Genomic DNA, 23,028 nt, shown 5'->3' on the forward strand with positions numbered 1-23,028 from the left:
TTATTTTATCTTTCACTACTTTCTTTAAACAATGAAACAATCTCCTGTTTTTTAACATCTATTAATCCTTTATCAGTTATCTTTAAAGCTGGACTAACTGGTAGTGATAATGTACTAAATGACATTATTTCATTCTTATGGTCATATCCCAATTCCTTCATAGCGTTTCTTATTTCTTTTAACTGCGATGCTAAAACCTCTATAGGAACATCACTTACTATTCCACCAATTGGTAATGGTGCTAAACCTAGAATGTGACCTTTATTTGCCACCGCATATCCACCTTTGCAGTTTATAACTTCATTAGCTGCCGCTATCATATCCTTAACATTTCTTCCCATGACCATAAGATTATGATGGTCATGGGCCCAAGTAGTAGCCACAGCTCCTTCTTTTATTATATTACCATCTACTATACCAAATGCTTTACCCTTAGTTTTTCCGTATCTTTCAAAGACTACTATCAATGCACAACCCTTTATTTCCCATTGAAGTTCCCCATTTAATGATTTAATTATAACTTCTCCCTCTTCAGTGAATGTTGTATCTTGCTCCACCTTCATTGTTCTACAAATAAGTTCTCCATTTAATATAGGAGTTTCCACCTTAAAATCCTCTTCATTTAAAGAATTTAACTTTATGCTATTATAAAATTTCCTAGGAAATCCTTCTTTTTTATTTTCTTTCACCTTTACAGTTTCTTTTATGTTTATACCTTCTTTTGAATTTATTTGCGAATAACTATTCCCTTCACACTCTTCCTTATTATATATCACTTTTCCATTTTTATATACCGAGTGTATCTTAAACTCTTTAACATCTTCTAATAATATAAAGTCTGCCATCTTTCCTGGGGCAATAACTCCTCTATCTAAAAGTCCCATTCTTCTAGCAGGAGTATATGTAGATACATATATAGCGTTTTCTTCACTAATTCCCATATCCATAGCTTTCTTAACTAATTTATTTAAATGTCCACTTGTTAGCTCGTCAGCCATTACATCATCTGTAACCAAACAAAAGTGCTCATATAAATTATTATCCCTTAAATAATTCATATTTTCTTGACTCATAGATTTCTCTTGTATTTCTAAAAACATTCCACCACTTATTTTTTCTTCTATAGATTTTAAACTCTGCTGAGTATGATCTCCATCCACCCCCCTATATATGTACATAGCTAAATCTAACCCTTCAATCTTAGGACAATGACCTTCTATTGGAAAATTATTCTTTTCTCTCTTGATTAGATTTATAATCCTATTTATATTAGAATCATCCTCTTCTATTAAATCCTTAAAATTCATTACCTCTCCTAAACAAATAACCTTCGGGTATGCTAAAAGCTCACCAACTTCTTTATCACTTATAAATCCCCCTGTGGTTTCAAACTCCTTTGATGTTGATGGTACTGAGCTTGGTATTCCATAAAATATATCTATTTTTTCCTCTTTACTTATAAAAGCTATTATCCCCTCCACACCAAAAACATTAGCAATCTCATGTGGATCAGCCACCACCGTAGTTACTCCATGTGGTATAACAGCCTTAGAAAACTCACTGGGAATAGTCATCGAACTCTCTATATGCATATGAATGTCAATAAGGCCAGGGATCATATAATTCCCATGTCCATCTACAACTTCTTTACCACTTAATTTACCTTCATATTCTTTGCCTATATATATAAATTTTTCATCCATTATTGCTACATCTGCATTAATGAATTTCTTAAAATAACTATTATACACTCTGATATTTTTAACTATTAATTCAACTTCCATAATACACCTCTTTAATATATATTTATCTATTCAAATTATGCAGGCTTATTTTTTACTTTTATACCTGAATTTAAAAAATAACTAGTCTCAATCATAAAGATTTTGACTAGTTATTTATTTAATCTATATAATTAGTTCATAATTCTATTCCAAGTATCTATCCATTCACTCATTAATGGATTAACCACTTTATAATCTATAGTTTTAGCATTTTTCACTGTTGGTCCATAGGTTAAATTTTTACTTTCCTCTTCAGTCAAAGAAACCTTTTTATTTACTGGTGATTCACTTAAATTCTTAGCACCTTTATATTGAATCTCTTCACTTAAAACATAATTTATAAACTCATAAGCTAAATCTTTATTATCTGAATTCTTATTTATGTTTATTGAATTAAGGTTTAAATATCTTCCTGACTCTGGAGTTATAAGCTTTATTTCTGGTGATGCATTAGTAATCATTTCATAAGCAAAGTCAGCTGTTACCGCTACTGTTATTTCTCCACTAGCAAACATATTAGATAGGTCTGAAGATTTACTATAAGTTTTAACTACATTAGGCTTTAATCTTTGTAATTCTTTAAATGCAGCTACACCCTTGTCTTTAGATACATCTACTCCTGCTTTTTCTGCTGCTATATAAAGCATAGCTGGACCAAAGGTTGTTGTTATATCTGGTATAGCTATTTTACCCTTTAGTTCAGGCTTCCATAAATCTTCCCAAGAAGTTATTTCAAACTCTACTTCCTTTGGATTAACAGCTATTCCTATGCTGTTTAATGCATATGCTGGTCCAAATCCATCTTTTATTGTTCCTTTGCCCTTATCTACTACATTTTCACTATTAGGAATTTTACTGTAGTCAAGCTTTTCAAATACCCCTGCCTTTATTCCTTGCTCAGCATAGCTCTCAGCTAAGTATATTAAGTCTACTGTTGACTTTGGGTTGTTTTTAAGTTTTGTTAATCTATCAGAGTTATTACCTGTTTCTAATACTATTTTAACTCCATGCTTTTCTTCGAAAGGTTTAAGTACATTTTCTGTTAGCTTGTCTTCATTTAACCCAAAAGTTGAAATTACAAGTTTCTTTTTTTTACCCGAGGCTGAAGATCCACCACTACATCCAACAAATACAGTTGCTAGCAATCCTAACGCTACCGTTACTACCAAATATTTTTTTAACATATCCATTCCTCCTAATTTGCTCAAATTAATAATATCCATTTCAGCTTATACTAATACTATTTTATTTTCAGGTAAGTAAAGATTTATTTTATCTCCTTGAGAATAAACTACATCATTTTGGCTATTTACAACTAAATTTCCCACAGTGGTATTTACATTATACTGATATGATTTCCCTAAGAATGTTCTTATTTCTACAGTTCCCTCTATAGTATTTGACGCTTCTATTGATGCTATAACTATATCATCTGGTCTTATTGTACCTTTAACTTCTGCCTTGTCTATTTTAGGATTTTCCACACTAAACTTTAATCCTTTATTACTTTCATATAATCCATCTTCTACCTTTGTTAAATCTATAAAGTTTTCAAATCCGACAAATCTAGCAACAAACTCTGTGGAAGGATTTGAGTAAATATTTTCTGGAGTATCAAATTGCTCTATTACACCTTTGTTCATTACCGCCACTTTATCTGATATAGAGAAACACTCCTCTTGGTCATGGGTAACAAATAAAGTAGTAATGCCTAAGCTTTGTTGAAGCTTTCTTATTTCAACTCTCATCTTCAATCTAAGCTTCGCATCTAAGTTGCTTAAAGGTTCATCTAAAAGTAATAGACTTGGCTCTATTACTAACGCTCTAGCTGTTGCAACTCTCTGTCTTTGTCCTCCCGAAAGCTCCTTTGGATATCTTTTAGCATATTGATTCATATCTACTACTTCTAATATATCTTTTACCTTTTTCTTTATTTCATCCCTTGATATCTTCTTCATTTTTAAACCAAATGCTACATTTTCTTCTACTGTTAAGTGCGGAAATAATGCGTAGCTTTGAAATACTAGTCCGAAATTTCTATTATGAACAGGTATTTTTGTATAATCCTTGCCTCCTAGCATAAACGTTCCATTGTTTGGCTCTATAAATCCAGCAATTACTCTTAATGTTGTAGTTTTACCACATCCACTAGGTCCTAAAAGAGATACAAGCTCCCCTTTTTTAATGCTTAAATTAAAATTTTGTAATATATTGTCTTTTCCATCATATGATACTGCTATATTTTTCAAATTTATTAAATTCATGTGTTACCCCCACGTTTATTAGCATTATTTAAGGCCTATTACGAACATATTTCGCCTAAGAAAGACTATCTAATCCTAAAGTTTTTTCTACTATAAACATTATTCCAATTGTTATTAACATTAATATAACTGATAATGCTGATACGGTTGGATCATAGTTATACTCTACATAACTCATCATACTAATTGGCAAAGTACTTACTCCTGGCCCTGTTAAAAATATTGATACAGGCACATTGTTAAAGGAGTTTATAAATGCTAACATAACCGCTGCTATAATTCCTGAAGTTATATTTGGCATAACTACCTTAAAAAAAGTATTTATTTTTGTATAGCCAAGACTCATTGCAGCCTCTTCTATTGAATAATCAAATACCTCTAAACTTGAACCAACAACTCTAATTATGTAAGGTACTATTACCAATGTATGACCTATAAATAAACTCATGTATACTGAAAATTCTAATTTTATTACTAAAAACTGAAATAATGCAAAACCAACAACCACTCCTGGTATTATTAATGGTGAAAAGAAAAAACTCTTTAAAACACCCTTTCCTTTGAAATCAAATCTGCTTAATCCGTAAGCTGCCGGTATTCCAATTAACAGTGCTAATACTGTAGACCCACAGGATACTAAAAAACTTACAAACATTGTATTCATAAACATATCTGATTGAAATACATTTGCATACCACTTAATGCTAAACCCCTTTGGTGGGAATGCAATATAACTTTCTGTTCCTATACTTGTTAACGCTATAATTACTAATGGTGCTAGTAAAAATATATATACTAATGCTACGAATATAGTAAGTAATTTGCTTTTTTTGCCTTTCATGTTATAATCCCCTCTTATCTAATCTAGACGCTAATAAGTTTATTCCTTTTATAACCAATAATGTTGTAACTATCATTATTGTTGCAACAACAGACGCCGCTTGCCAGTCACTTAAGGTCATCGCTTCTTGATAAATTAATGTGGCTAACACTGCATTTTTATTACCACCTAATAACTGTGGTGTAGTATAAGCAGTAAGTGCTCCTGTAAATACAAGGACTGTTCCAACTATTAATCCCGGTAAACTCAGTGGGAATATAACCTTAAAGAAGGCCTTCACTTTATTAGCTCCTAAACTTTCCGCGGCTTCTAATAAGTCATTATCTATATTTTCTAAAACTCCTACTAAAGAAATTATCATTAGCGGTGAAAATAAATAAACTGTACCCACTATGATTGCGCCTTCAGTATACATCATAGTTAAAGATTCATTAATAATGCCTAAGCTAAGTAACACTTTATTTATAACTCCATTTTTACCTAAAATACTCATCCAAGCAAAAGAACGAACAATTGAATTTGTAAGAATAGGGAATATGGTTAATGCCATGAATAACCCTCTAATCTTCTTTGAGGTTCTAGACACAAAATATGCTGTTGGAACTCCAATAACCATGCATATTGCAGATGATATTAAAGCAATTCTTAATGTTCTATAAAATATCTGCAGCGTATACTTATCTCCAAAGAAATTTAAATAATGATCTAAACTAAAGCTTCCATTAATACTAAAAGTAGGAATTATAGTACTAACTAAAGGTACTATAAGAAAATAAGCTAGTAATATTAAACACGGTACAAATAATACGTAAGTCCATTTTTTCTTCATAGGTTTAACTCTCCTAAAATTTTATCTTAATGATATTTTTGTTCGGGATATATAATTTATATTTATTTCACAAAACCAATGATGTGGCAAAATATTGATATTCGTCCAGAAAAATACGAACATTAATTTATTTTAATTGCTTATTATATGTGTTTATGCTACTATAACGATCGAATGTTGTCAATATTTTTATTTTTTCAAGACAAAAAATCAAATCACTCTAAATACATTTTGAATCTTAATTTTCCATCAAATATGCTGGACGTAAAAAAAGTCCTAAACAAATGTTTAGGACTTTTTTGGAGCTGGCAATAGGAATTGAACCTACAACCTGCTGATTACAAGTCAGCTGCTCTACCGTTGAGCCATGCCAGCAAAAATGGCGACTCAAAAGGGATTCGAACCCTCGACCTCCGCCGTGACAGGGCGGCACTCTAACCAACTGAGCTATTGAGCCATATATGGTGGGAACAACAGGGTTCGAACCTGTGACCCTCTGCTTGTAAGGCAGATGCTCTCCCAGCTGAGCTATGCTCCCATATATGTTTTAATGGTGACTCCTAGGGGAATTGAACCCCTGTTACCACCGTGAAAGGGTGGTGTCTTAACCGCTTGACCAAGGAGCCTTATTATTTTTCAATGATTCTTTTGATAAGAATCAAACTTATAAATTAGATGTTCTTTTATTAAACTATAACAGTTTAGTAAAAATGGCGACTCAAAAGGGACTCGGACCCTCGACCTCCGCCGTGACAGGGCGGCACTCTAACCAACTGAGCTATTGAGCCATATATGGTGGGAACAACAGGGTTCGAACCTGTGACCCTCTGCTTGTAAGGCAGATGCTCTCCCAGCTGAGCTATGCTCCCATGTATGTTTATGGTGACTCCTAGGGGAATTGAACCCCTGTTACCACCGTGAAAGGGTGGTGTCTTAACCGCTTGACCAAGGAGCCATACTAATTTGTCACTTTATTTATTATGGGCTTACGTCTTGCAACCCGACATAAACTATAATACCTAATTTTTCTTAAAGTGTCAACATATTTTCTTATTTTTTTTATTATTTTTTTTCTCAAAACACTCAAATCCAGTTAAATCAACGGTTCCCCTTATAGAATTTTTTTTATGTTTTTTTGAAAATAACTGACTTTTACTAAACAATCACAAACAAATTCTATGGTTATTTATAAAACAAAATAAAAATTCATTTTCATCCTACTGATTTTAGGGTAAGATTATATGTAACCACTTTATAATCTAAAAATATTTTTTCTCGAAAGGAGAGATTTTCTTGAAACATTCTCTTATAATAATTGGCGGAGGTGCCTCTGGTTTAACCTCTGCTTTAATAGCAAAAGATTTTGGTATAGATGTAGCAATAATTGAAGGAACCGACAGAGTAGGTAAAAAAATACTAACTACCGGTAACGGTAGGTGTAATATCAGTAATGTACATATAAATAATGATAGATATCACAGTGAAAATCCAAATTTCGCAGGTTATACGCTAGATTCTTTTACCATAAAGGATACTATAAATTTTTTCGAGTGTTTAGGAATACCTTTAGTTACAAAAGATGGTGGTAAAATGTTTCCTATGTCATTGCAAGCCTCATCAGTACTTGATATACTACGCTTTGCTATAGACGAAAAAAAAATTCCACTATATACAAATACCAAAGCTAAGGAGATTATTAAAACAAATAAGGGTTTTAAAGTTTATAGCACAGATAATTCTACATATGAATGTGAAAGGTTGATTATTGCGACCGGTGGTAAATCAGCTCCTAAAACGGGTTCTGACGGTTCCGGCTATTCATTGGCTAGGCAATTAGGTCATAGTATAATCTCTCCTGTACCAGCCCTTGTACAGCTTAAATTAAACTATAATAAACTAAAGGCTCTATCTGGAGTAAAGTTTGATGGCTTTGCGGAAATATTTATAAACGATAAATATGTTCAAAAGGAATTCGGAGAAATACTTTTCACAGATTACGGCATTTCTGGTCCTCCTATTCTTCAGCTTAGTAGAACTGCATCTTATGGTTTATCTAAAAATAGCAAGGTTTCTTTAAGTATTGATATGCTACCAAATATTAGCTACGAAGATCTAAAAGCATTTTTAAATAATCATTGGTCAGTATTCCCAAGTCGCTGCGTTCATGATTCATTCATCGGAATAATTAACAAGAAGATCATTCCAATAATTTTAAAAGAAGCAAATATAGATGACATTCATAAGCCTTGTTGCGATTTGGCCTCAAACGAAAAAAATGCTCTATATACTCTGCTAAAGCGATATCAATTTGATGTTTCAGGTACTAATTCTTTTGCAAATGCTCAGATAACTGCAGGAGGCATTAATACAAAAGAAATTAATCCCGAAACCCTAGAATCTAATATTACTAAGAATTTATTCTTTGCGGGAGAAATATTAGATGTAGATGGCGATTGCGGTGGTTTTAACCTTCAATGGGCATGGAGTTCTGGTGCTATTGCCGGCATCAACGCCTCCAAATAAAAAATAAGAGTTTGAAACGTGAAAGTTGATTAAGAAATTCTAATATTTTGTAAATGTAAAATGCTCTAATGCTTACATTCGGCATACTGCCGGTTTGCTAGGCTTCCTTCCAGGAAGTCTCACGAGAATTTTATATTTACAAAACAAGAATTTCTAAATCAACTTTCACTGTTTCTGCACTTCTTATTTCAATTCACTTCCAGAGAGATTTCATACTATATCGTACATACTAAGATGTATCTAAGAGGTATGTCGAATAATACAAAAACTACTTGTGATTAACGATTTTCTTATATCCAAGTACTTTCTAAGAGAGTCAGCTCAGTTCCCTCTTCATTTATAATTTTATGTCTACATATTATCTTATCTTCTTCTCTTATAACCTGCGTGCTTACCTTTATGGTCTCTCCGTATGTTGTTTCCTTGATGTAAGTTACCTTAATATTCCTTAGTTCGTAGTTCAATACTATATCCTTAGGAACTGTTTCTAAAGCCCAAGCAACATATTTAACATTATTTACGTGCATATTCGTGTCAATATCACTATACCTAACTTGAAAGTTTTTCTCGCTATGCACTGTAGTTATTGGTACTATATCCTCAATGTCTATGGGTGTATTATTGCTATCATCTATACCATAAGCCTCATACATATCTTTCGTAATCCTTATTGGTCTTCTTCTGTCTGTATTTATTAAAATCCACACAGAACTCGCATGTCCTATTTTATTCCCTTTCATATCAATAATTTCATATTTCCTGTATGCATAAAATTTATTGAAAGAATGTGCAAAAGTTCTAATCTTTATAGTTTCATTTAATAAAGGATATGACTCCATTGTTATGTCCCATTTATATAACACCCAAGCTGATTTATTCTCTTTAAGATGTTCTATGCCAACTCCAAGCACTTCACTTTGATACATTGCCATATCACCAAGATAATCTATAATGCTTGTCATCAAAGCTCTTTTATGAATATCTACTTCATAATAATGAATATTATAATCTCTATCTGTAACCTCTGGCATTTTGCCCATAATACCCCTCCTATATTTCTCATGAGTACATAATATAATAACTATTAATTTCTACGCTTCTTAGTTTTCTTCATACTTAAAATAATACCAAACTAAACCAACACAGTAAACATTAACTGTATAGTATTAACATAAAGTTTGTTAAATTTTTATTTAGCTATGTAATTATTATCAAAATAGTGTTAAAATATTGTTGTCAGTATTCATTATGAAACTGAACTATAAATAAGGATTATGAATAGGACGACTTATATCCTTATGGAATAAGAGCGGGGGGAACACATGATTAATAATAATTCTATTAAACTTAGAAGAATAAAAACAAGTGAACTTACAACTATTGGTATGCTATCAGCTATTTGCATCGTACTTGGTTTAACTGGATATGGCTTTATTCCACTTCCTGGTGCCAAAGCTACTATCATGCACATTCCCGTTATTATAGGATCAATAATAGGTGGCCCTATGGTAGGAATGACTATTGGTTTAATATTTGGGATGTTTAGTATTATGCAAAACATAACAACTCCCAATTTACTCTCTTTTGCTTTTATAAATCCTTTAGTATCTGTATTACCAAGGGTTCTTATTGGTCTTACTTCTTACTATGTTTATAAACTAATCCACGTTAAAAATGATAGCCTAAGGATTGGACTCGCGACCGTTGTTGGTTCGCTAACTAACACTTTTGGGGTTCTTACTATGATATATGTTTTTTATGCGGCTAAATTCGCTGCTTCTAAGGGCATAGATCCATCTATTGCTGCAAAGACTATTTATGGTATAGGTATAATAAATGGTGTTCCAGAGGCCATCATAGCTACTGTAATTACAATACCTGTTATCCTCGCCATTAAGAAAATAAAGAAAAGATAAAAAAATAAAAAAAACAAGACACTTAGCAAATGCTAAGTGTCTTAATTTTTTTATGCATTTAATGCAGTCATTAATTCTTCCAAATTAAGACCATGAACCATTGCTGCTTCTTCTAATGTTTCAGCTTGCGCTGAAGGACATCCTACACAACCCATTCCAAAGCTCATTAATACTTCAACTGATTCTGGATTTTGTCTTACAACTTCACCTATTGTCATATCTTTAGTAATTTTCATATTATATACCTCACTTTATGTTAATTTAACCCTAATTCTCATTATATTTTATATGCTTAAATTTTACTAGTACGCACTTTTTTAATCTATAGTATGCACTTGTATACCTTAATATATATTTCCTACAATAATTATAATTCCCTATAATATAAAAACCATACATATTAAAAAAATATCTTTTGTATAATATGCATGTCTATATGCTATATTTCAGTTAACACCATTGTTTGATCTCTTTTAGGTCCTACTGAAACTATGGAAACTTTAACTCCTGTAAATTCTTCAATTTTCTTTAAGTATATTTTTGCATTTTCAGGAAGTTCTTCATAGCTTCTTGCATCAGCTATCTTTTCATCCCAACCATCAAACTCTTCATATACTGGCACGCATTTAGCTAAATCCTCTAAACTTGCTGGGAAATAATCTATAACACTACCTTCAAATTTATATCCTACACAAATTTTAATTTTTTCAAGTCCTGCTAAGGTATCTATTTTAGTTACAGCAAAGCTAGTAAGTCCCGAAACTCTTGCTGCAGTTTTTAATATAACAAGGTCAAGCCATCCACATCTTCTTGCTCTACCTGTTGTTACTCCAAATTCAAAACCTTTTTCGCGAATCCAGTCTCCTACTTCATCATCAAGCTCTGTTGGGAATGGTCCTTTTCCTACTCTTGTAGTATAAGCTTTCGCTACTCCTACAGCATTTGTTATCATAGTAGGTCCTATTCCTGCCCCAACACAAACTCCACCTGCAATAGTGTTTGATGAGGTTACAAAAGGATATGAACCATAATCTATATCAAGCAACGTTCCTTGTGCTCCTTCAAATAAAACATTTTTTCCAGACTTTATTGAATCGTAAACTTTAACTGATATATCTTTTACAAAAGGTCTCATTCTTTCTGCATACTCTAGGTACTCCGTATATATTTTATCAAAATCTAAAGCTTTTCCACCCAAAACTTTTGTTATTATATCATTTTTCATTGATAAACTAATTTTAAGCTTCTCTTTAAAAACATCTTTTTTCATTAAGTCACAAACTCTGATTCCACTTCTTTCAAACTTGTCAGTGTAACAAGGTCCTATACCTTTTTTTGTAGTTCCGATGTCATTTTTACCTCTAGCTATTTCATATAAATTATCTAACTCTTTATGATATGGCATTATAACCTGTGACCTATCACTAATTATTAATCTTTCTGGAGTTATTTTTTCGCCTAGTGCTTCTAAGTAGTCAATTTCTGTAAATAACGCTTCTGGGTCTACAACCACGCCATTACCTATTACATTCAATTTATCTTTATATAATATTCCTGATGGTATTAAGTGAAGTTTATATTCCTTTTCTCCTACAACTACTGTATGACCTGCATTGTTTCCACCTTGGAACCTGACTACTACGTTAGCTCCCTCAGCAAGATAATCTGTCATCTTACCTTTACCTTCATCTCCCCATTGGGCTCCTAAAACTATAAATGCTGACATATAAATTCCTCGCTTTCTTTCAGTTCACAATAAAATTTCTTAACTACTACCGTTAAGAACTTTTATTGTCTTCTATGTTTACTTCATGTTGAATTATACACTTTTAATATTCATATAACCAATTATTTAGATTAAATTCTTAGTCTTCTTTCTGAGCTATGTCTCTTGCTACTACAACTCCTGTTGTAGATGCTTGCATTAGACCTCTAGTTATTCCCGCTCCATCCCCTATTGTATATAAATTTCTAACAGATGTTTCAAACTTATCATCTGTACTAATCTTACTAGAATAAAACTTCACCTCAACTCCATATAGCAATGTGTTTTTGCTATATAAACCTGGTGCTATCTTGTCAAAAGCCTTTAATGCTTCCACAATAGACGTTAAGTGCCTTTGTGGTAATACAAAGCTTAAGTCACCTGGTACTGCTGATTTTAAAGTAGGCGTCGTAGTTGATTTACCTAATCTGTCATAATCTGTTCTTCTTCCTTTTAGTAAATCCCCGAGTCTTTGAACCATTATCCCTCCACCAGTTAACATATTACCTAGCTGAGCTATATATTTTCCATAACCTATAGGTTGATTAAACGGCTCAGTGAAAGTAGTAGATACAAGCATCGCAAAATTTGTATTAGTTGTTCTAAGCTTTTGGTCGGAGTAACTATGACCATTTACAACTGCAATCGTGTTGTCATCATAATATTCCGGTGACACTACTCCCCCCGGGTTCATGCAAAAGGTCCTAACCTTGTTATCAAATGTATCAGAATAATATACTAATTTTGCTTCATATAAGTCCTTTGTTAGATGATCCATAACAGAATTAGGTACCTCAACTCTTACTCCAATATCTACTGCATTATTAGTAACCTTAATATTATGTTTTTTAGCTTCATTTGAAGCCCATTCCGCTCCACCTCTACCCGGCGCCGCTACAACATACTTTGCATTAACCTTAAACACACCATCTTTATTCTTTAATAATACTCCAGTAGCCTTATTATCTTCTATTAATATTTCTTCCACTTCACTAAGTTCTATAAATTCTGTATTTGTATTATCAACTAAATGATGGTACATAGATTTTAAAACTTCATAGGCAAGTTCTGTTCCTAAATGCCTTACTGGACATTCAACAAGACGAATATTGTGCTTACTTGCTTCATATTTAACTTCGTCAACTTTGTCACTATTAATCCCATATACCTTCTCATTTGCTCCAAATTTTATATATATATCATCGCAATACTTTATTAATTTTTTTGATTCGTCTTCAGAAAAATATTCAAGAAGTCTTCCCCCCACCTCAGGGCTTAGAGAAAGCTTACCATCTGAAAAAGCTCCAGCACCTGCCCAACCAAACGTTATCCCACAAGGATTACATTTGACACACTTTCCTGTGTCTCTAGCTGGACATTTTCTTTTTTCTATATTTCTTCCCTTATCAACTATAAGTACACTAAGTTCGGGTTTTTTATTAGAAATTTCTAGTGCCGTAAATATGCCCGCTGGTCCAGCTCCTACAATAACTACATCATAAAAATTTTTCATTTCATATTCCTCCTTGTATTACTCTGTAGGAAATAAAAACTATCAATGGTTGCCATACTACTTAATGATATCAGAGCAGTATAAACCAGTCAATATAAAGTGCGAATATTAATAAATTATTTTAAGTAATAGTTCGTATATACATTATTTATCTAAAATAAAAAATACACTTACCCATATTGAATAACTGTATTTTTCTGTTAAATAATTTTCCTTAAGACTATTTATTAACAAAACTTTTATAAACATTTATATTATCTAGAGACCTTATTCTTTCTGAAAATTTGCCTTCCTTTGTATCCCCTAAAGCCTTATTCATATCATACATTCTTGCATCCATTATATCTAAATGATGTAGCATTTCCGCTTCTGGTATCATAGGTTTTTTAGGGCTCCCATATTCTGCTTCATAATGATGAGCTAGCACCATATGCTGTAACAACATAGATACTTCAGTATCTGCTTTAACCTCAAGACTCGCCGTTTCTATCATTTTAATTCCTTGAACTATATGACCTAAAAGTTGACCCTCTACTGAATACTCGCTTACAATTCCAAGTTCACTAGCATTCATTTCATATATTTTGCCAATATCATGAAGTATTATACCTGCATATAGCAAATCCGTATTTAGAAAGGTGTAAATTTCGCTTAATTTTTCTCCTGCCTTAAGCATGGTGGTTGTGTGATATAACAGACCTGATCTTATAGAGTGATGGTTAGACTTAGCAGCTGGATAATGCATTAGCTTTTCCTCATTATGCCCTAAAATATTGGTAACTATATTTTGAATATCTATATTTTTGATTTTAGATAAATAATTTAAAATATCATCATACATTTTTTCTGGTGAATACGGTGCCACTGCAACATAATCACAAATGCTTACTCCATCTTTTTCCTCAGTTAGTCTTATCGCTTCAACTTTTAATTGAAGCTTTCCTCTCCACTCATTTACCGTGCCCTTAATTTTCACTAAGATGCTTTGTTTAAATGTATTTTCTAATTTTTCATTCCATTCCCAAAGTTTTGCATTTATATCGCCGGTGGCATCCCCTAAATTAAAATCCAAATATTTATTTGTGTTACTGTTGTTGGAAACCTTGCTATCTACAGATTTTATAACATAAAAACCTTCAATCCTATCACCTTTCTTCATTCCACTTATCTTCTTCATTTCCATATTTATCTCCTTATATTGTAATAAACTTATTATATCTAATACATTATGCCGATACAAGTGCTTAATATCTCTATGTCAATCAATTAAATTACATAACTTTAATATACCTTTTAATTATACATCAATATTGTTTGTAAAATTTAGAAATCCTTAAGTTAAGAAATATTTTTAATTTAACTTTTTTAATTATGATAAATTGGATATAAAAAATGAATGTATGATTTAATAAAAATCATACATTCATTTTTTATATTAATTATTCCTGGTTTATATTAAATATACTTACTTTACTACTCTTTTTCCTATTATAAAATTACTTTTATAATATCCAGTTAATTCAGATATTTTTACAACATCACCAGTTTTGGGAGATTGTATAAATTTATTATTACCAATATATATTCCCCCGTGAGATGCTTGGGAAGGCGATGCTGGATTTGTCCTAAAGAATACTAAATCACCTTTTTGGAGACTATTTATATTAACTGAGGTACCTATATTTATTTGGTCCATAGTCGTTCTAGGTAAATTTATACCTATGTTTTTATAAGCATATTGTATAAGACCTGAACAATCAAAACCCCCACTTACATATTTGCCATTAGAATTAAACTTCGCTGGTGTTGTACCACCCCATAAGTATGGCATTCCTAAAAACGTGTTTAACTGCGAGATTAAACTCTCTATGTTTTTTGTTGCAGTACCTTGTTGTCCATTTGAATCATTTTCTATGACATCACCTCTACTTGGAGTGTCATTACCTAGGCTTACGTATGTTTTAGCTATATATCCCCATTGTCCATTATACTTGATTTTATAAAAATCATTTTGTGTTCCATACAAATCCACTTTTGCATTTATTTTTATTGTGCCCATGATATTATTACCCATAGACGCCGTTTTTCTTACATTTAAACTTGATGCTGTAATATTACCAATTCCAGTAATCACACTGCTTGTACTATCTGTGTTTGAATCCTGTGCTGTTGTAGCTTTCACATATTGCTCACTTACATAACCTGTTTTGCCACCATAATTTATCTTACAAAAACCATTTGATTTTTCATACATTGTCACTTTAGTTCCGCGTGTAATAACATTAGCAACAGAATAATTTATCCCGAATCCTGTTCTTACATTTAAATAATCTGTTGTTACTGTTCCTGACGTCCCCGCTCCATTTGTTGTACTCGTAGAACCAGACGTATTTGCCGATATTTTTATATATGAGCTATGTACATATCCAGTTTGTCCTTTGTAATTTATTTTATAGAATTCCCCTTCTTTACCAAGTGTCTCTACCTTCGCATTTCTCGCAAGAGAAGATATAATTGATGATGAAATTGATGATTTTTGCCTGACATATAATGAACTTGCAGTCACCGTTCCATTATCAGCGAACACAACATGTGAACCCGCCATAGTTAATAACATTGCTATAAAAGCTACTCTTTTTTTCATATGCTTACCTCCTATATTTTAAATGAATATGAATTATCGAAATATGTAAATTATTTCTAATGTAAATGTTTTATTTTTTTCTCCTAGAGTTTTACTTGCATTTTTAGTCTCTGCAATATTTTCCAGGAAATATTTTGAGAATTTAGCTTGTCTACTTATTATAACTAGTACTATTCATATTTTTACATCAATCTTCCCCTTTAATTTAAGACTAATACCAATGTCACAAATTTTTCCTTTTTTTTGTACAATACCATTGTAACAGAAAGTAATAATTTTTTATATACATATAATTTATAAAAAACCACTGATTTTCATGACTTTTACCTGTATTCCACTTATTAAATCAAATAAAACGAGGATATAATTATACAAATAATCTTTATATTTCTCAATTCAATTACGTGGTAATATTTGTTAAAATGTATTATAATTATTATTGTGTTACAACATTCTATTTAGCATCTATGAGCTTATTTTATGTAACACGAATCTTGCGAGGTGATAATTATGCCCAGAGGAAGAAAGAAAATTGAAAATTCTAAAAGTGAATTGATTCATGTGAGAATAAGTGAAGAACTATCAAATGCCCTAAAAAGTTTTTGCAAGGCAAGTAATATAAATAAAAGTGAAGGAATAAGACTCCTCCTTGAAAGTATTCTGAAATAAATGCTACACTAAAAAAGTAGTTAAGATATAACTCTCAACTACTTTTTTACTATCCTTTTAAATTATAATCCTCGGTGCTTCAACAGCTCCGAAGGAGCTGCATTAACGACTTCAGAAGTAAATTTATACTCCCGCTGAAGTTTTCTCTTTGTCATGGTAATCAACTCCCATTTATGGGAATATGAGAATTTTCTTCTGAAATATCGTTAAAAGTTCTTGCCACAAGCAACAATTCGTTTGTTACCTTTTATTAATTTACTTTTATCTACTCCAACTTTCACTTTTATCTTTTTCATTTATATTCAACCTCACCTTATATATAATTACACTTCTAGTGCTAATAAAACACGATTGTTTCCTCTTATTTGTTCTGTCTATCAGTATTATTACCCAATATATGTAATATTAATCAATCCGTTAAATATAAAAGCCTGGAGATAGATTTCTCTACCCCCAAGCTACGTTTTACTATATTTCTATTCATACTATGCCACTTTATAACTCACCGTCTGTCTACTTTTGCTCTGCTGAACGTACAAAAAAGCACCAGCAGTTATGCCAGTGCTAAAAAATATTTGTTTCCATATTACAAACTTGGAGCTGAAAAAGGGGATCGAACCCTCGACCTACGCGTTACGAGTGCGTTACTCTACCAACTGAGCTATTTCAGCATATACAAAACAATTTAAACTAATACCTATACATGTTTTTATTTAGTTGCAACCCATTTATATCTTTAAATGAATTAGTAGCAATCAAAATAATATCAACTAACACCCATATTCCAAAACCACCAAAGGTTAAAATCATTAAAATTCCCGTACCTATTTTACCTACATAAAATCTATGAATACCAAATGCCCCAACAAAAATACACAGCAATAAAGCAACTAACCAGTTTTTTTCACTAATAATCCGTTCACCAGTCGTATTAGGTTGAATTAATAAATTAATCCCACATATTTTACAAAAATTAGAGCTATCTTCGTTTTGAGATCCACAACTAGGACAGAACATTAGATCACCCTTTTTAGCTTATTTTGAATGCCTTTCTTACATTTTATCATATATGGTATCATTTTACTATATGTATGGGCTAAGTGTTTTTAAAATAATTATGATTCTTAAAGTAAAAAGGAGTGACGAAAACGCCACTCCAAGCTATAACGACATATCTTTCACACAATTAAGTTTTTTCATATACTCACTTTCAACAGAATCTATATCCCTCTCGTTTGATTTTTTGACAATAACTTCATCGTTAATTTGTGGAATTGAATTTGGCATAGCACCTTTAAAAAGCTCTCCAACTATATTACCTATATAATTTTTAACTTCAGGGTTATCTAAAATATTTGCAATATCTACTGTATCTAGCTTCTTAACTTTGTTGCCGTAATCCCTGTAAAATCTCAGAGCCTGCTTTATAAGTTTAGAATTATTAATACCTTTCTTCTCCATATTGCTCACATAATTAATTAAGTCTTTATCTGTTTCCTCTCCTAGATTTGATGATACAGTTTTACGGAGTGCTCCCATAATTATTGACCTGCTACTGTAGTTGCAGCAACTTCTTTATTTCCATCTAAGTATTCAAGCACTAGCAATTCTTTATATCTTTCAGCGAACAGTATAGAATTTGCACATTGAGGGTTTTTATTATCTATGAGCTTTGGCTCAGTTTTTATGAACTCTGTTTGTAAATATTCTAGTAGTAACTTTGCAGGTCCACCTATTATTCTTATATCTTTACAAGTATTTGGTTTAAAAGAGCTATTAATTGAACTTATTGCTTTCTCCACATATGGTTTTAATACTAAATCTTTAATGTCTTTTAATACATTTGCTTCCCCAAAAGGTAGTTCGTCATCTTCTAAATATTCGATAGCATCTGATATATCATAATTACCATCAGATCCGTCAGCAGAGTTGAACTTAGTGAGTAATGCTTCTATTGTTGGCTCAAACCCATGTTGTGCAAAACTACTAGCCTTAGTCATCCCAAGCACCTTGTTACCAAATTCATCTTTCTCATATTTCCAATGAGATACATCTAAAGTACCACCACCAAAGTCAAGTAATAACATTGGATAAGTAAATGTTTCCATGGTTTCAGCACTTAATGTACCTCCTTGTTTAAATACTTGTACATCTATTATTTCTATATCATATGTTATATTATTTATTGTTATAGATTGTTTTTCCATCTTCTTTATTTCATTTTTAAGTGGAATACTATGGTCTATATAATATTCTGCGGGAAGTCCCACAGCGAGTCTTACCTTTATTTTAGTTTCCCCCTTAAAACTTAGTGCAATAGCGTTAAGCAGGTTTAACTTATAATGATCGGACATGTATTTGTTAGATTCCATGTTAAGCTTGCCTTCTTTATTACCTACGGTGTATAACTTTCCATTCCAAGTGATGTTACTTATTCCAGTGGCCCTAGAACCATGCTTGCTTACGGCAGACACCCTACTAGCAAAAGTTACATTGGTACTTGTTTTTGTAAATGTATTTCCTATGTCAACAGTTAGTACAGATTCTAACGCTTTCTTTAATATAGGATATTTTTTTGATATCTCTGTTAAGTTCATTTATTTTCCCTCCTAAATTTTTCTAATTGTTCCTTATCGGTATATATTCTATATTATGTATTAATATCCTTCTTTTGTAATGAAATATTTATAAATATATTTATTAACCTATTTATAGATGTTTATCTACATACTTGTAAATATATAGATATATATATTTATATATCTACAAATGTAAACATATATATATCTACATTAAAGAAATGTCCTTAATAGCTCACTAGTCATATCAACGTCTCCCACACTATATATACACAAATAAAAATAGGATAACAAAATTTTATAAATTTTGTTATCCTATCATAATTTATCTAGATTAATAGATAAATCTACTTTAGTGTATTCTTACTCTCTATGAATTACATCAAGTCTTGCAAATTTACTGAATTGGCCTATCCATGCAAGTTTTACTGTGCCTATAGGACCATTTCTTTGTTTTGCTATTATAAGCTCTGCTACATTTTTATCTTCCGTTTCCTCATTATAATACTCATCTCTGTATAAGAACATAACAAGGTCAGCATCCTGCTCAATAGACCCTGACTCTCTAAGATCAGATAACATAGGCCTATGGTCAGTTCTTTGCTCTGGAGCACGTGATAGCTGTGATAATGCTATAACAGGGCACTGCATCTCCTTTGCAAGAGCTTTAATAGATCTTGATATTTCTGATACTTCTTGCTGTCTGCTTTCTGTATTGCTACCAGTCATAAGTTGAAGATAATCTATAACTATCAGATCTATGCCATGCTCCATTTTTAATTTTCTACATTTTGAACGCATATCCATAACAGAAGTTCCTGCTGTATCATCAATGAATATTTTAGCAGCAGCAAGCGGTCCGGATGCTTTCGCTATGTTTTCCCAGTCCCTATCTTCCAAATCACCATGTCTGAGCTTTGACATGTCAACATTTGCTTCTGAACAAAGCAGTTTATAAGAAAGTTGTTCCTTAGACATTTCCAGGGAGAATACAGCTACACTTTTCCCTTGCCTAAGAGCTGCATACTCTGCTAAATTTAGTGCAAAGGTAGTTTTGCCCATAGACGGCCTTGCAGCGATAAGAATCATATCACCCTTTTGAAATCCAGCGGTTTTATCATCAAGTTCTGGGAACCCACTAGATATTCCTGTTGTTTCCCCTTTATTATTAAATATTCTTTCTATTTCTAAGAACCCTCGCTCTAGAACCGTGTTCATTGGTTCAAAGTCACCCGCATTTTTTTTCTGTGATATGTTAAATACTTTTTGCTCTGCAAGATCCATTACAGCTTCTACATCATCTTGCTTATTATAACAATTTTCCATAATCTCAGTAGAAGCTCTAATAAGTTTTCTTAAAGTAGATTTATCTTCTACAATCTTTATGTACGAACTTAAATTAGCTGTGGAGGGTATTGAGTTACTTATCTCTGAAATATAAGTAATTCCCCCTGATGCTTCTAACTTTTCAGAAGAACGTAAATGCTCGAGTAAAGTAATCATGTCAATAGGCGTGTCTTTTTGATATAAATCAAAAATAGCGCTAAATATAACTTTATGGGAATCTCTGTAAAAATCATCACTTTTTAAAACTTCTACTACTCGTGATATCGCGGTTTTATCTATAAGCATTGATCCAATAACTGATTGTTCTGCTTCTAAATTATAGGGTAAACTTCTAAGAGGTGTATCCATTTTTTTATCTCCCCTAAAGTAATGTTTTATGCCCTGCTAAAAATACATCACCGCAGGTGATGATTTAACAGGGCCATTAATTATAGTTAATTTATTTTATTTCAAACACTAATTTCATTAGCTCTTCAATGTTTGATGATGTTTTTATTTCAATATCTTTAAGGTCAATAGGAACTTCCTTTTCATTATCACTCGGAACTATAACTAGCTTAATTCCCTTTCTTCTTGCCCCGTAAATTTTTTCAAATATTCCACCTACTGGTTTTATGATACCCCGAAGGGATATCTCTCCAGTTACTGCAACATCCTGTCTTACAGGTTTGTCTAAAAGAGAACTGATTATACATACAGTTATAGCGGCTCCAGCCGATGGTCCATCAATTTTACCTCCACCTACTATATTTACATGTATGTCATAATCCTTGATATCTTTATTTGTTGTTTTTCTTATTACGGATGCAGCATTAAACACTGAGTCCTTAGCCATGCTTCCAGCAGTATCATTAAATCTTACTTGACCTTTACCTTTTTCCTTGGCTTCAAATACTGATGTTTCTATCTCTATAGTTGATCCTATATATCCTGATACCCCAAGTCCATATATGTGGCCAACTTCAGATTTAACTTCTTTATCTAATTCCTCATAGGGAGATAGTCTACTTATAGATATAATATCTAACAAGTCCTTAACCTCAATTTCAACTTGAGACGCATCCACTGATTTTCTATTATGCAGTACAAATCCATAAGCATCTGCTAAAATGTTTATAGCTTTTCTTCCTTCAATAGTATATCTACCAATAGTTTGCGCAACGCCATTTCCTATTTTAACTCCTAATTTATTCGCAGCATTTACCACTATATTTTCTATATCCATAGCAGTTAATGGTTCAAAATAAACTTCAGTACATCTTGATCTTAATGCCGGATTTATTTCTGATGGTTCCTTGGTAGTAGCTCCTATTAAAACAAAATCTGCTGGAGCACCTTTATCAAATAAATATTTTATATATTTAGGTGTGTTTTCGTCTTCAGGATCATAATAAGATGATGAAAACTCAACTCTTTTATCCTCTAACACTTTAAGTAATTTATTTTGAAGTATACTATCGAGTTCACCTATTTCATCAATAAATAGTACTCCGCCATGAGCCTCTGTTACAAGACCTGTTTTTGGCTCTGGAATCCCACCCTCAGCTAGATCTCTTTTACTTCCCTGATATATCGGGTCATGTACAGATCCTAAAAGTGGATTTGTTATTTCTCTTGGATCCCACCGTAGTGTTGTACCATCCACTTCTACAAATTTAGCATCTTTATGGTAAATAGTATAACTTAGCTTTTTAGCTTCCTCAAGAGCAAGCCTCGCCGCAGTAGTCTTTCCAACTCCTGGTGGCCCATAAAGAATAATGTGTTGAGGATATGGCGATGCCATTTTAGATAACAGAGATTTTATAGCTCTTTCCTGACCAACTATTTCACTAAAACTCTCTGGCCTTAACATAGCTTGTATATTTTTAGTAAGTTTTCTACTATCAAGTTCTTCTAAATCCGCATATTTTTTAAGTGTTTTAGCATTTTCAGGCCCTTTTTGTTTCTTAATTATTCCAAGTCTTACTTCATCAATATACTTATCTTGCTTTTCCATTAGATTTTTTTCTACTTCAGCTTCAATCTTATTTTGCACATATCTTTTAGCTATTTCATCAGTCAACCATTCATTAGTATCATCTAGTGCTTCTTGTATATTTTTTTCATTAGGCACTATCTCTATACCCTTACCATTGCTGATAATTTTATTTAAAGCGAATAACCTTCTATAGATACTTTCACTTTTAATGTGCTTCTGAAGTTTAAATTTTATAGTTTTAGACTTTATAGTGCCTTCATCTAGTACATTCCTCATTATTTCATATAAAACGTCTATTTGTGTGTCCAGAGGTAATGCATCTCTTTCAACCTGTTCTCCAATTTGATTAACTAATAATGTCTTCAAACGTAATCCG

Annotated in this window: 19 protein-coding genes and 8 tRNA genes; 3 read left to right on the forward strand and 24 right to left on the reverse strand. The window is 32.0% G+C overall.

All coding sequences use genetic code 11. From position 1 onward, the window contains the following. Positions 1–5: 5 nt before the first annotated feature. The 12 genes from ACWJKS_RS18410 to ACWJKS_RS18465 all read right to left on the reverse strand — a co-directional run bounded on the left by ACWJKS_RS18410 (position 6) and on the right by ACWJKS_RS18465 (position 6,673). Positions 6–1,784: an adenine deaminase C-terminal domain-containing protein gene (locus tag ACWJKS_RS18410; RefSeq protein WP_462960159.1), complete on the reverse strand. Its 1,779-nt coding sequence runs from the start codon at positions 1,782–1,784 to the stop codon at positions 6–8. Between the two features lie 131 nt (positions 1,785–1,915). After that, positions 1,916–2,968 (reverse strand): ABC transporter substrate-binding protein, encoded by a 1,053-nt coding sequence (locus ACWJKS_RS18415; protein ID WP_216302153.1) that lies wholly within the window; start codon positions 2,966–2,968, stop codon positions 1,916–1,918. 45 nt (positions 2,969–3,013) lie between these two features. Then, complete coding sequence (locus tag ACWJKS_RS18420; RefSeq protein WP_216302154.1) at positions 3,014–4,048, reverse strand: ABC transporter ATP-binding protein; 1,035 nt, start codon at positions 4,046–4,048, stop codon at positions 3,014–3,016. A gap of 55 nt (positions 4,049–4,103) precedes the next feature. Further along, the gene (locus ACWJKS_RS18425) at positions 4,104–4,889 is read right to left on the reverse strand and encodes an ABC transporter permease (RefSeq protein WP_165411814.1); all 786 of its coding nucleotides are present in this window, start codon (positions 4,887–4,889) and stop codon (positions 4,104–4,106) included. 1 nt (position 4,890) lies between these two features. Next, positions 4,891–5,718, reverse strand: coding sequence for an ABC transporter permease (locus ACWJKS_RS18430; RefSeq protein ID WP_462960160.1), 828 nt, complete (start codon positions 5,716–5,718; stop codon positions 4,891–4,893). A 300-nt stretch (positions 5,719–6,018) separates the two neighbouring features. Beyond that, positions 6,019–6,093: transfer RNA gene (locus ACWJKS_RS18435), tRNA-Thr, on the reverse strand. Between the two features lie 5 nt (positions 6,094–6,098). After that, a tRNA-Asp gene (locus ACWJKS_RS18440) sits at positions 6,099–6,175 on the reverse strand. A gap of 5 nt (positions 6,176–6,180) precedes the next feature. After that, positions 6,181–6,256, reverse strand: a tRNA-Val gene (locus tag ACWJKS_RS18445). A 13-nt stretch (positions 6,257–6,269) separates the two neighbouring features. Further along, positions 6,270–6,344, reverse strand: a tRNA-Glu gene (locus ACWJKS_RS18450). 85 nt (positions 6,345–6,429) lie between these two features. Continuing rightward, positions 6,430–6,506 (reverse strand) — tRNA-Asp (locus ACWJKS_RS18455). A 5-nt stretch (positions 6,507–6,511) separates the two neighbouring features. Next, positions 6,512–6,587: transfer RNA gene (locus tag ACWJKS_RS18460), tRNA-Val, on the reverse strand. 11 nt (positions 6,588–6,598) lie between these two features. Then, positions 6,599–6,673, reverse strand: a tRNA-Glu gene (locus ACWJKS_RS18465). 338 nt (positions 6,674–7,011) lie between these two features. On the opposite strand from ACWJKS_RS18465, the gene ACWJKS_RS18470 reads away from it, so the two are divergent. After that, complete coding sequence (locus tag ACWJKS_RS18470; RefSeq protein ID WP_216302156.1) at positions 7,012–8,241, forward strand: BaiN/RdsA family NAD(P)/FAD-dependent oxidoreductase; 1,230 nt, start codon at positions 7,012–7,014, stop codon at positions 8,239–8,241. Positions 8,242–8,531: 290 nt separating this feature from the next. On the opposite strand, the gene ACWJKS_RS18475 is transcribed toward ACWJKS_RS18470, so the two are convergent. Beyond that, complete coding sequence (locus ACWJKS_RS18475) at positions 8,532–9,281, reverse strand: acyl-[acyl-carrier-protein] thioesterase (RefSeq protein WP_253198110.1); 750 nt, start codon at positions 9,279–9,281, stop codon at positions 8,532–8,534. Between the two features lie 282 nt (positions 9,282–9,563). Between ACWJKS_RS18475 and ACWJKS_RS18480 the strand changes: the two genes are divergently transcribed. Continuing rightward, the gene (locus tag ACWJKS_RS18480) at positions 9,564–10,157 is read left to right on the forward strand and encodes an ECF transporter S component (RefSeq protein WP_165411817.1); all 594 of its coding nucleotides are present in this window, start codon (positions 9,564–9,566) and stop codon (positions 10,155–10,157) included. Positions 10,158–10,207: 50 nt separating this feature from the next. Here ACWJKS_RS18480 and ACWJKS_RS18485 read toward each other — a convergent pair whose 3' ends face one another. The 5 genes from ACWJKS_RS18485 to ACWJKS_RS18505 form a co-directional block, all read right to left on the reverse strand. Continuing rightward, complete coding sequence (locus tag ACWJKS_RS18485; protein WP_216302157.1) at positions 10,208–10,393, reverse strand: DUF1858 domain-containing protein; 186 nt, start codon at positions 10,391–10,393, stop codon at positions 10,208–10,210. Positions 10,394–10,596: 203 nt separating this feature from the next. Continuing rightward, entirely contained in the window at positions 10,597–11,883 is a 1,287-nt protein-coding gene (locus ACWJKS_RS18490) for an adenylosuccinate synthase (RefSeq protein WP_216302158.1), read from the reverse strand. Positions 11,884–12,022: 139 nt separating this feature from the next. Then, a complete protein-coding gene (locus tag ACWJKS_RS18495; RefSeq protein ID WP_462960161.1) occupies positions 12,023–13,435 on the reverse strand; it encodes an NAD(P)/FAD-dependent oxidoreductase in 1,413 nt (470 codons plus the stop codon). A gap of 220 nt (positions 13,436–13,655) precedes the next feature. Further along, entirely contained in the window at positions 13,656–14,618 is a 963-nt protein-coding gene (locus ACWJKS_RS18500) for a 3'-5' exoribonuclease YhaM family protein (protein ID WP_216302160.1), read from the reverse strand. Positions 14,619–14,900: 282 nt separating this feature from the next. Next, entirely contained in the window at positions 14,901–16,079 is a 1,179-nt protein-coding gene (locus ACWJKS_RS18505) for a C40 family peptidase (protein WP_216302161.1), read from the reverse strand. A gap of 510 nt (positions 16,080–16,589) precedes the next feature. On the opposite strand from ACWJKS_RS18505, the gene ACWJKS_RS18510 reads away from it, so the two are divergent. Then, positions 16,590–16,748, forward strand: coding sequence for a CopG family transcriptional regulator (locus ACWJKS_RS18510; RefSeq protein WP_165411823.1), 159 nt, complete (start codon positions 16,590–16,592; stop codon positions 16,746–16,748). Between the two features lie 595 nt (positions 16,749–17,343). Here the strand turns inward: ACWJKS_RS18510 and ACWJKS_RS18515 are convergent. The 6 genes from ACWJKS_RS18515 to lonC all read right to left on the reverse strand — a co-directional run bounded on the left by ACWJKS_RS18515 (position 17,344) and on the right by lonC (position 23,018). Continuing rightward, positions 17,344–17,419: transfer RNA gene (locus ACWJKS_RS18515), tRNA-Thr, on the reverse strand. 19 nt (positions 17,420–17,438) lie between these two features. Further along, positions 17,439–17,765: a TM2 domain-containing protein gene (locus ACWJKS_RS18520; RefSeq protein WP_216302162.1), complete on the reverse strand. Its 327-nt coding sequence runs from the start codon at positions 17,763–17,765 to the stop codon at positions 17,439–17,441. A gap of 144 nt (positions 17,766–17,909) precedes the next feature. Next, positions 17,910–18,287, reverse strand: coding sequence for a hypothetical protein (locus ACWJKS_RS18525; RefSeq protein ID WP_216302163.1), 378 nt, complete (start codon positions 18,285–18,287; stop codon positions 17,910–17,912). A 2-nt stretch (positions 18,288–18,289) separates the two neighbouring features. After that, a complete protein-coding gene (locus ACWJKS_RS18530) occupies positions 18,290–19,345 on the reverse strand; it encodes a ParM/StbA family protein (protein ID WP_216302164.1) in 1,056 nt (351 codons plus the stop codon). A gap of 345 nt (positions 19,346–19,690) precedes the next feature. After that, positions 19,691–21,022: a replicative DNA helicase gene (locus ACWJKS_RS18535; RefSeq protein ID WP_462954780.1), complete on the reverse strand. Its 1,332-nt coding sequence runs from the start codon at positions 21,020–21,022 to the stop codon at positions 19,691–19,693. Between the two features lie 91 nt (positions 21,023–21,113). Next, the gene (gene lonC, locus ACWJKS_RS18540; RefSeq protein WP_462960162.1) at positions 21,114–23,018 is read right to left on the reverse strand and encodes a Lon family ATP-dependent protease; all 1,905 of its coding nucleotides are present in this window, start codon (positions 23,016–23,018) and stop codon (positions 21,114–21,116) included. Between the last annotated feature and the right edge of the window lie 10 nt (positions 23,019–23,028).

The sequence above is a fragment of the Clostridium sp. CM038 genome, from assembly GCF_055081105.1.

Bases quoted from the DNA above. Each gene is read 5' to 3' on its own strand.
- ACWJKS_RS18520 (WP_216302162.1), bottom strand. From the start codon at position 17,765: ATGTTCTGTCCTAGTTGTGGATCTCAAAACGAAGATAGCTCTAATTTT.
- ACWJKS_RS18525 (WP_216302163.1), bottom strand. From the start codon at position 18,287: ATGGGAGCACTCCGTAAAACTGTATCATCAAATCTAGGAGAGGAAACA.
- ACWJKS_RS18410 (WP_462960159.1), bottom strand. From the start codon at position 1,784: ATGGAAGTTGAATTAATAGTTAAAAATATCAGAGTGTATAATAGTTAT.
- ACWJKS_RS18495 (WP_462960161.1), bottom strand. From the start codon at position 13,435: ATGAAAAATTTTTATGATGTAGTTATTGTAGGAGCTGGACCAGCGGGC.
- ACWJKS_RS18425 (WP_165411814.1), bottom strand. From the start codon at position 4,889: ATGAAAGGCAAAAAAAGCAAATTACTTACTATATTCGTAGCATTAGTA.
- ACWJKS_RS18530 (WP_216302164.1), bottom strand. From the start codon at position 19,345: ATGAACTTAACAGAGATATCAAAAAAATATCCTATATTAAAGAAAGCG.
- ACWJKS_RS18510 (WP_165411823.1), top strand. From the start codon at position 16,590: ATGCCCAGAGGAAGAAAGAAAATTGAAAATTCTAAAAGTGAATTGATT.
- ACWJKS_RS18430 (WP_462960160.1), bottom strand. From the start codon at position 5,718: ATGAAGAAAAAATGGACTTACGTATTATTTGTACCGTGTTTAATATTA.
- ACWJKS_RS18505 (WP_216302161.1), bottom strand. From the start codon at position 16,079: ATGAAAAAAAGAGTAGCTTTTATAGCAATGTTATTAACTATGGCGGGT.
- ACWJKS_RS18485 (WP_216302157.1), bottom strand. From the start codon at position 10,393: ATGAAAATTACTAAAGATATGACAATAGGTGAAGTTGTAAGACAAAAT.
- ACWJKS_RS18535 (WP_462954780.1), bottom strand. From the start codon at position 21,022: ATGGATACACCTCTTAGAAGTTTACCCTATAATTTAGAAGCAGAACAA.
- ACWJKS_RS18490 (WP_216302158.1), bottom strand. From the start codon at position 11,883: ATGTCAGCATTTATAGTTTTAGGAGCCCAATGGGGAGATGAAGGTAAA.
- ACWJKS_RS18500 (WP_216302160.1), bottom strand. From the start codon at position 14,618: ATGGAAATGAAGAAGATAAGTGGAATGAAGAAAGGTGATAGGATTGAA.
- ACWJKS_RS18480 (WP_165411817.1), top strand. From the start codon at position 9,564: ATGATTAATAATAATTCTATTAAACTTAGAAGAATAAAAACAAGTGAA.
- ACWJKS_RS18415 (WP_216302153.1), bottom strand. From the start codon at position 2,968: ATGTTAAAAAAATATTTGGTAGTAACGGTAGCGTTAGGATTGCTAGCA.
- ACWJKS_RS18420 (WP_216302154.1), bottom strand. From the start codon at position 4,048: ATGAATTTAATAAATTTGAAAAATATAGCAGTATCATATGATGGAAAA.
- ACWJKS_RS18475 (WP_253198110.1), bottom strand. From the start codon at position 9,281: ATGGGCAAAATGCCAGAGGTTACAGATAGAGATTATAATATTCATTAT.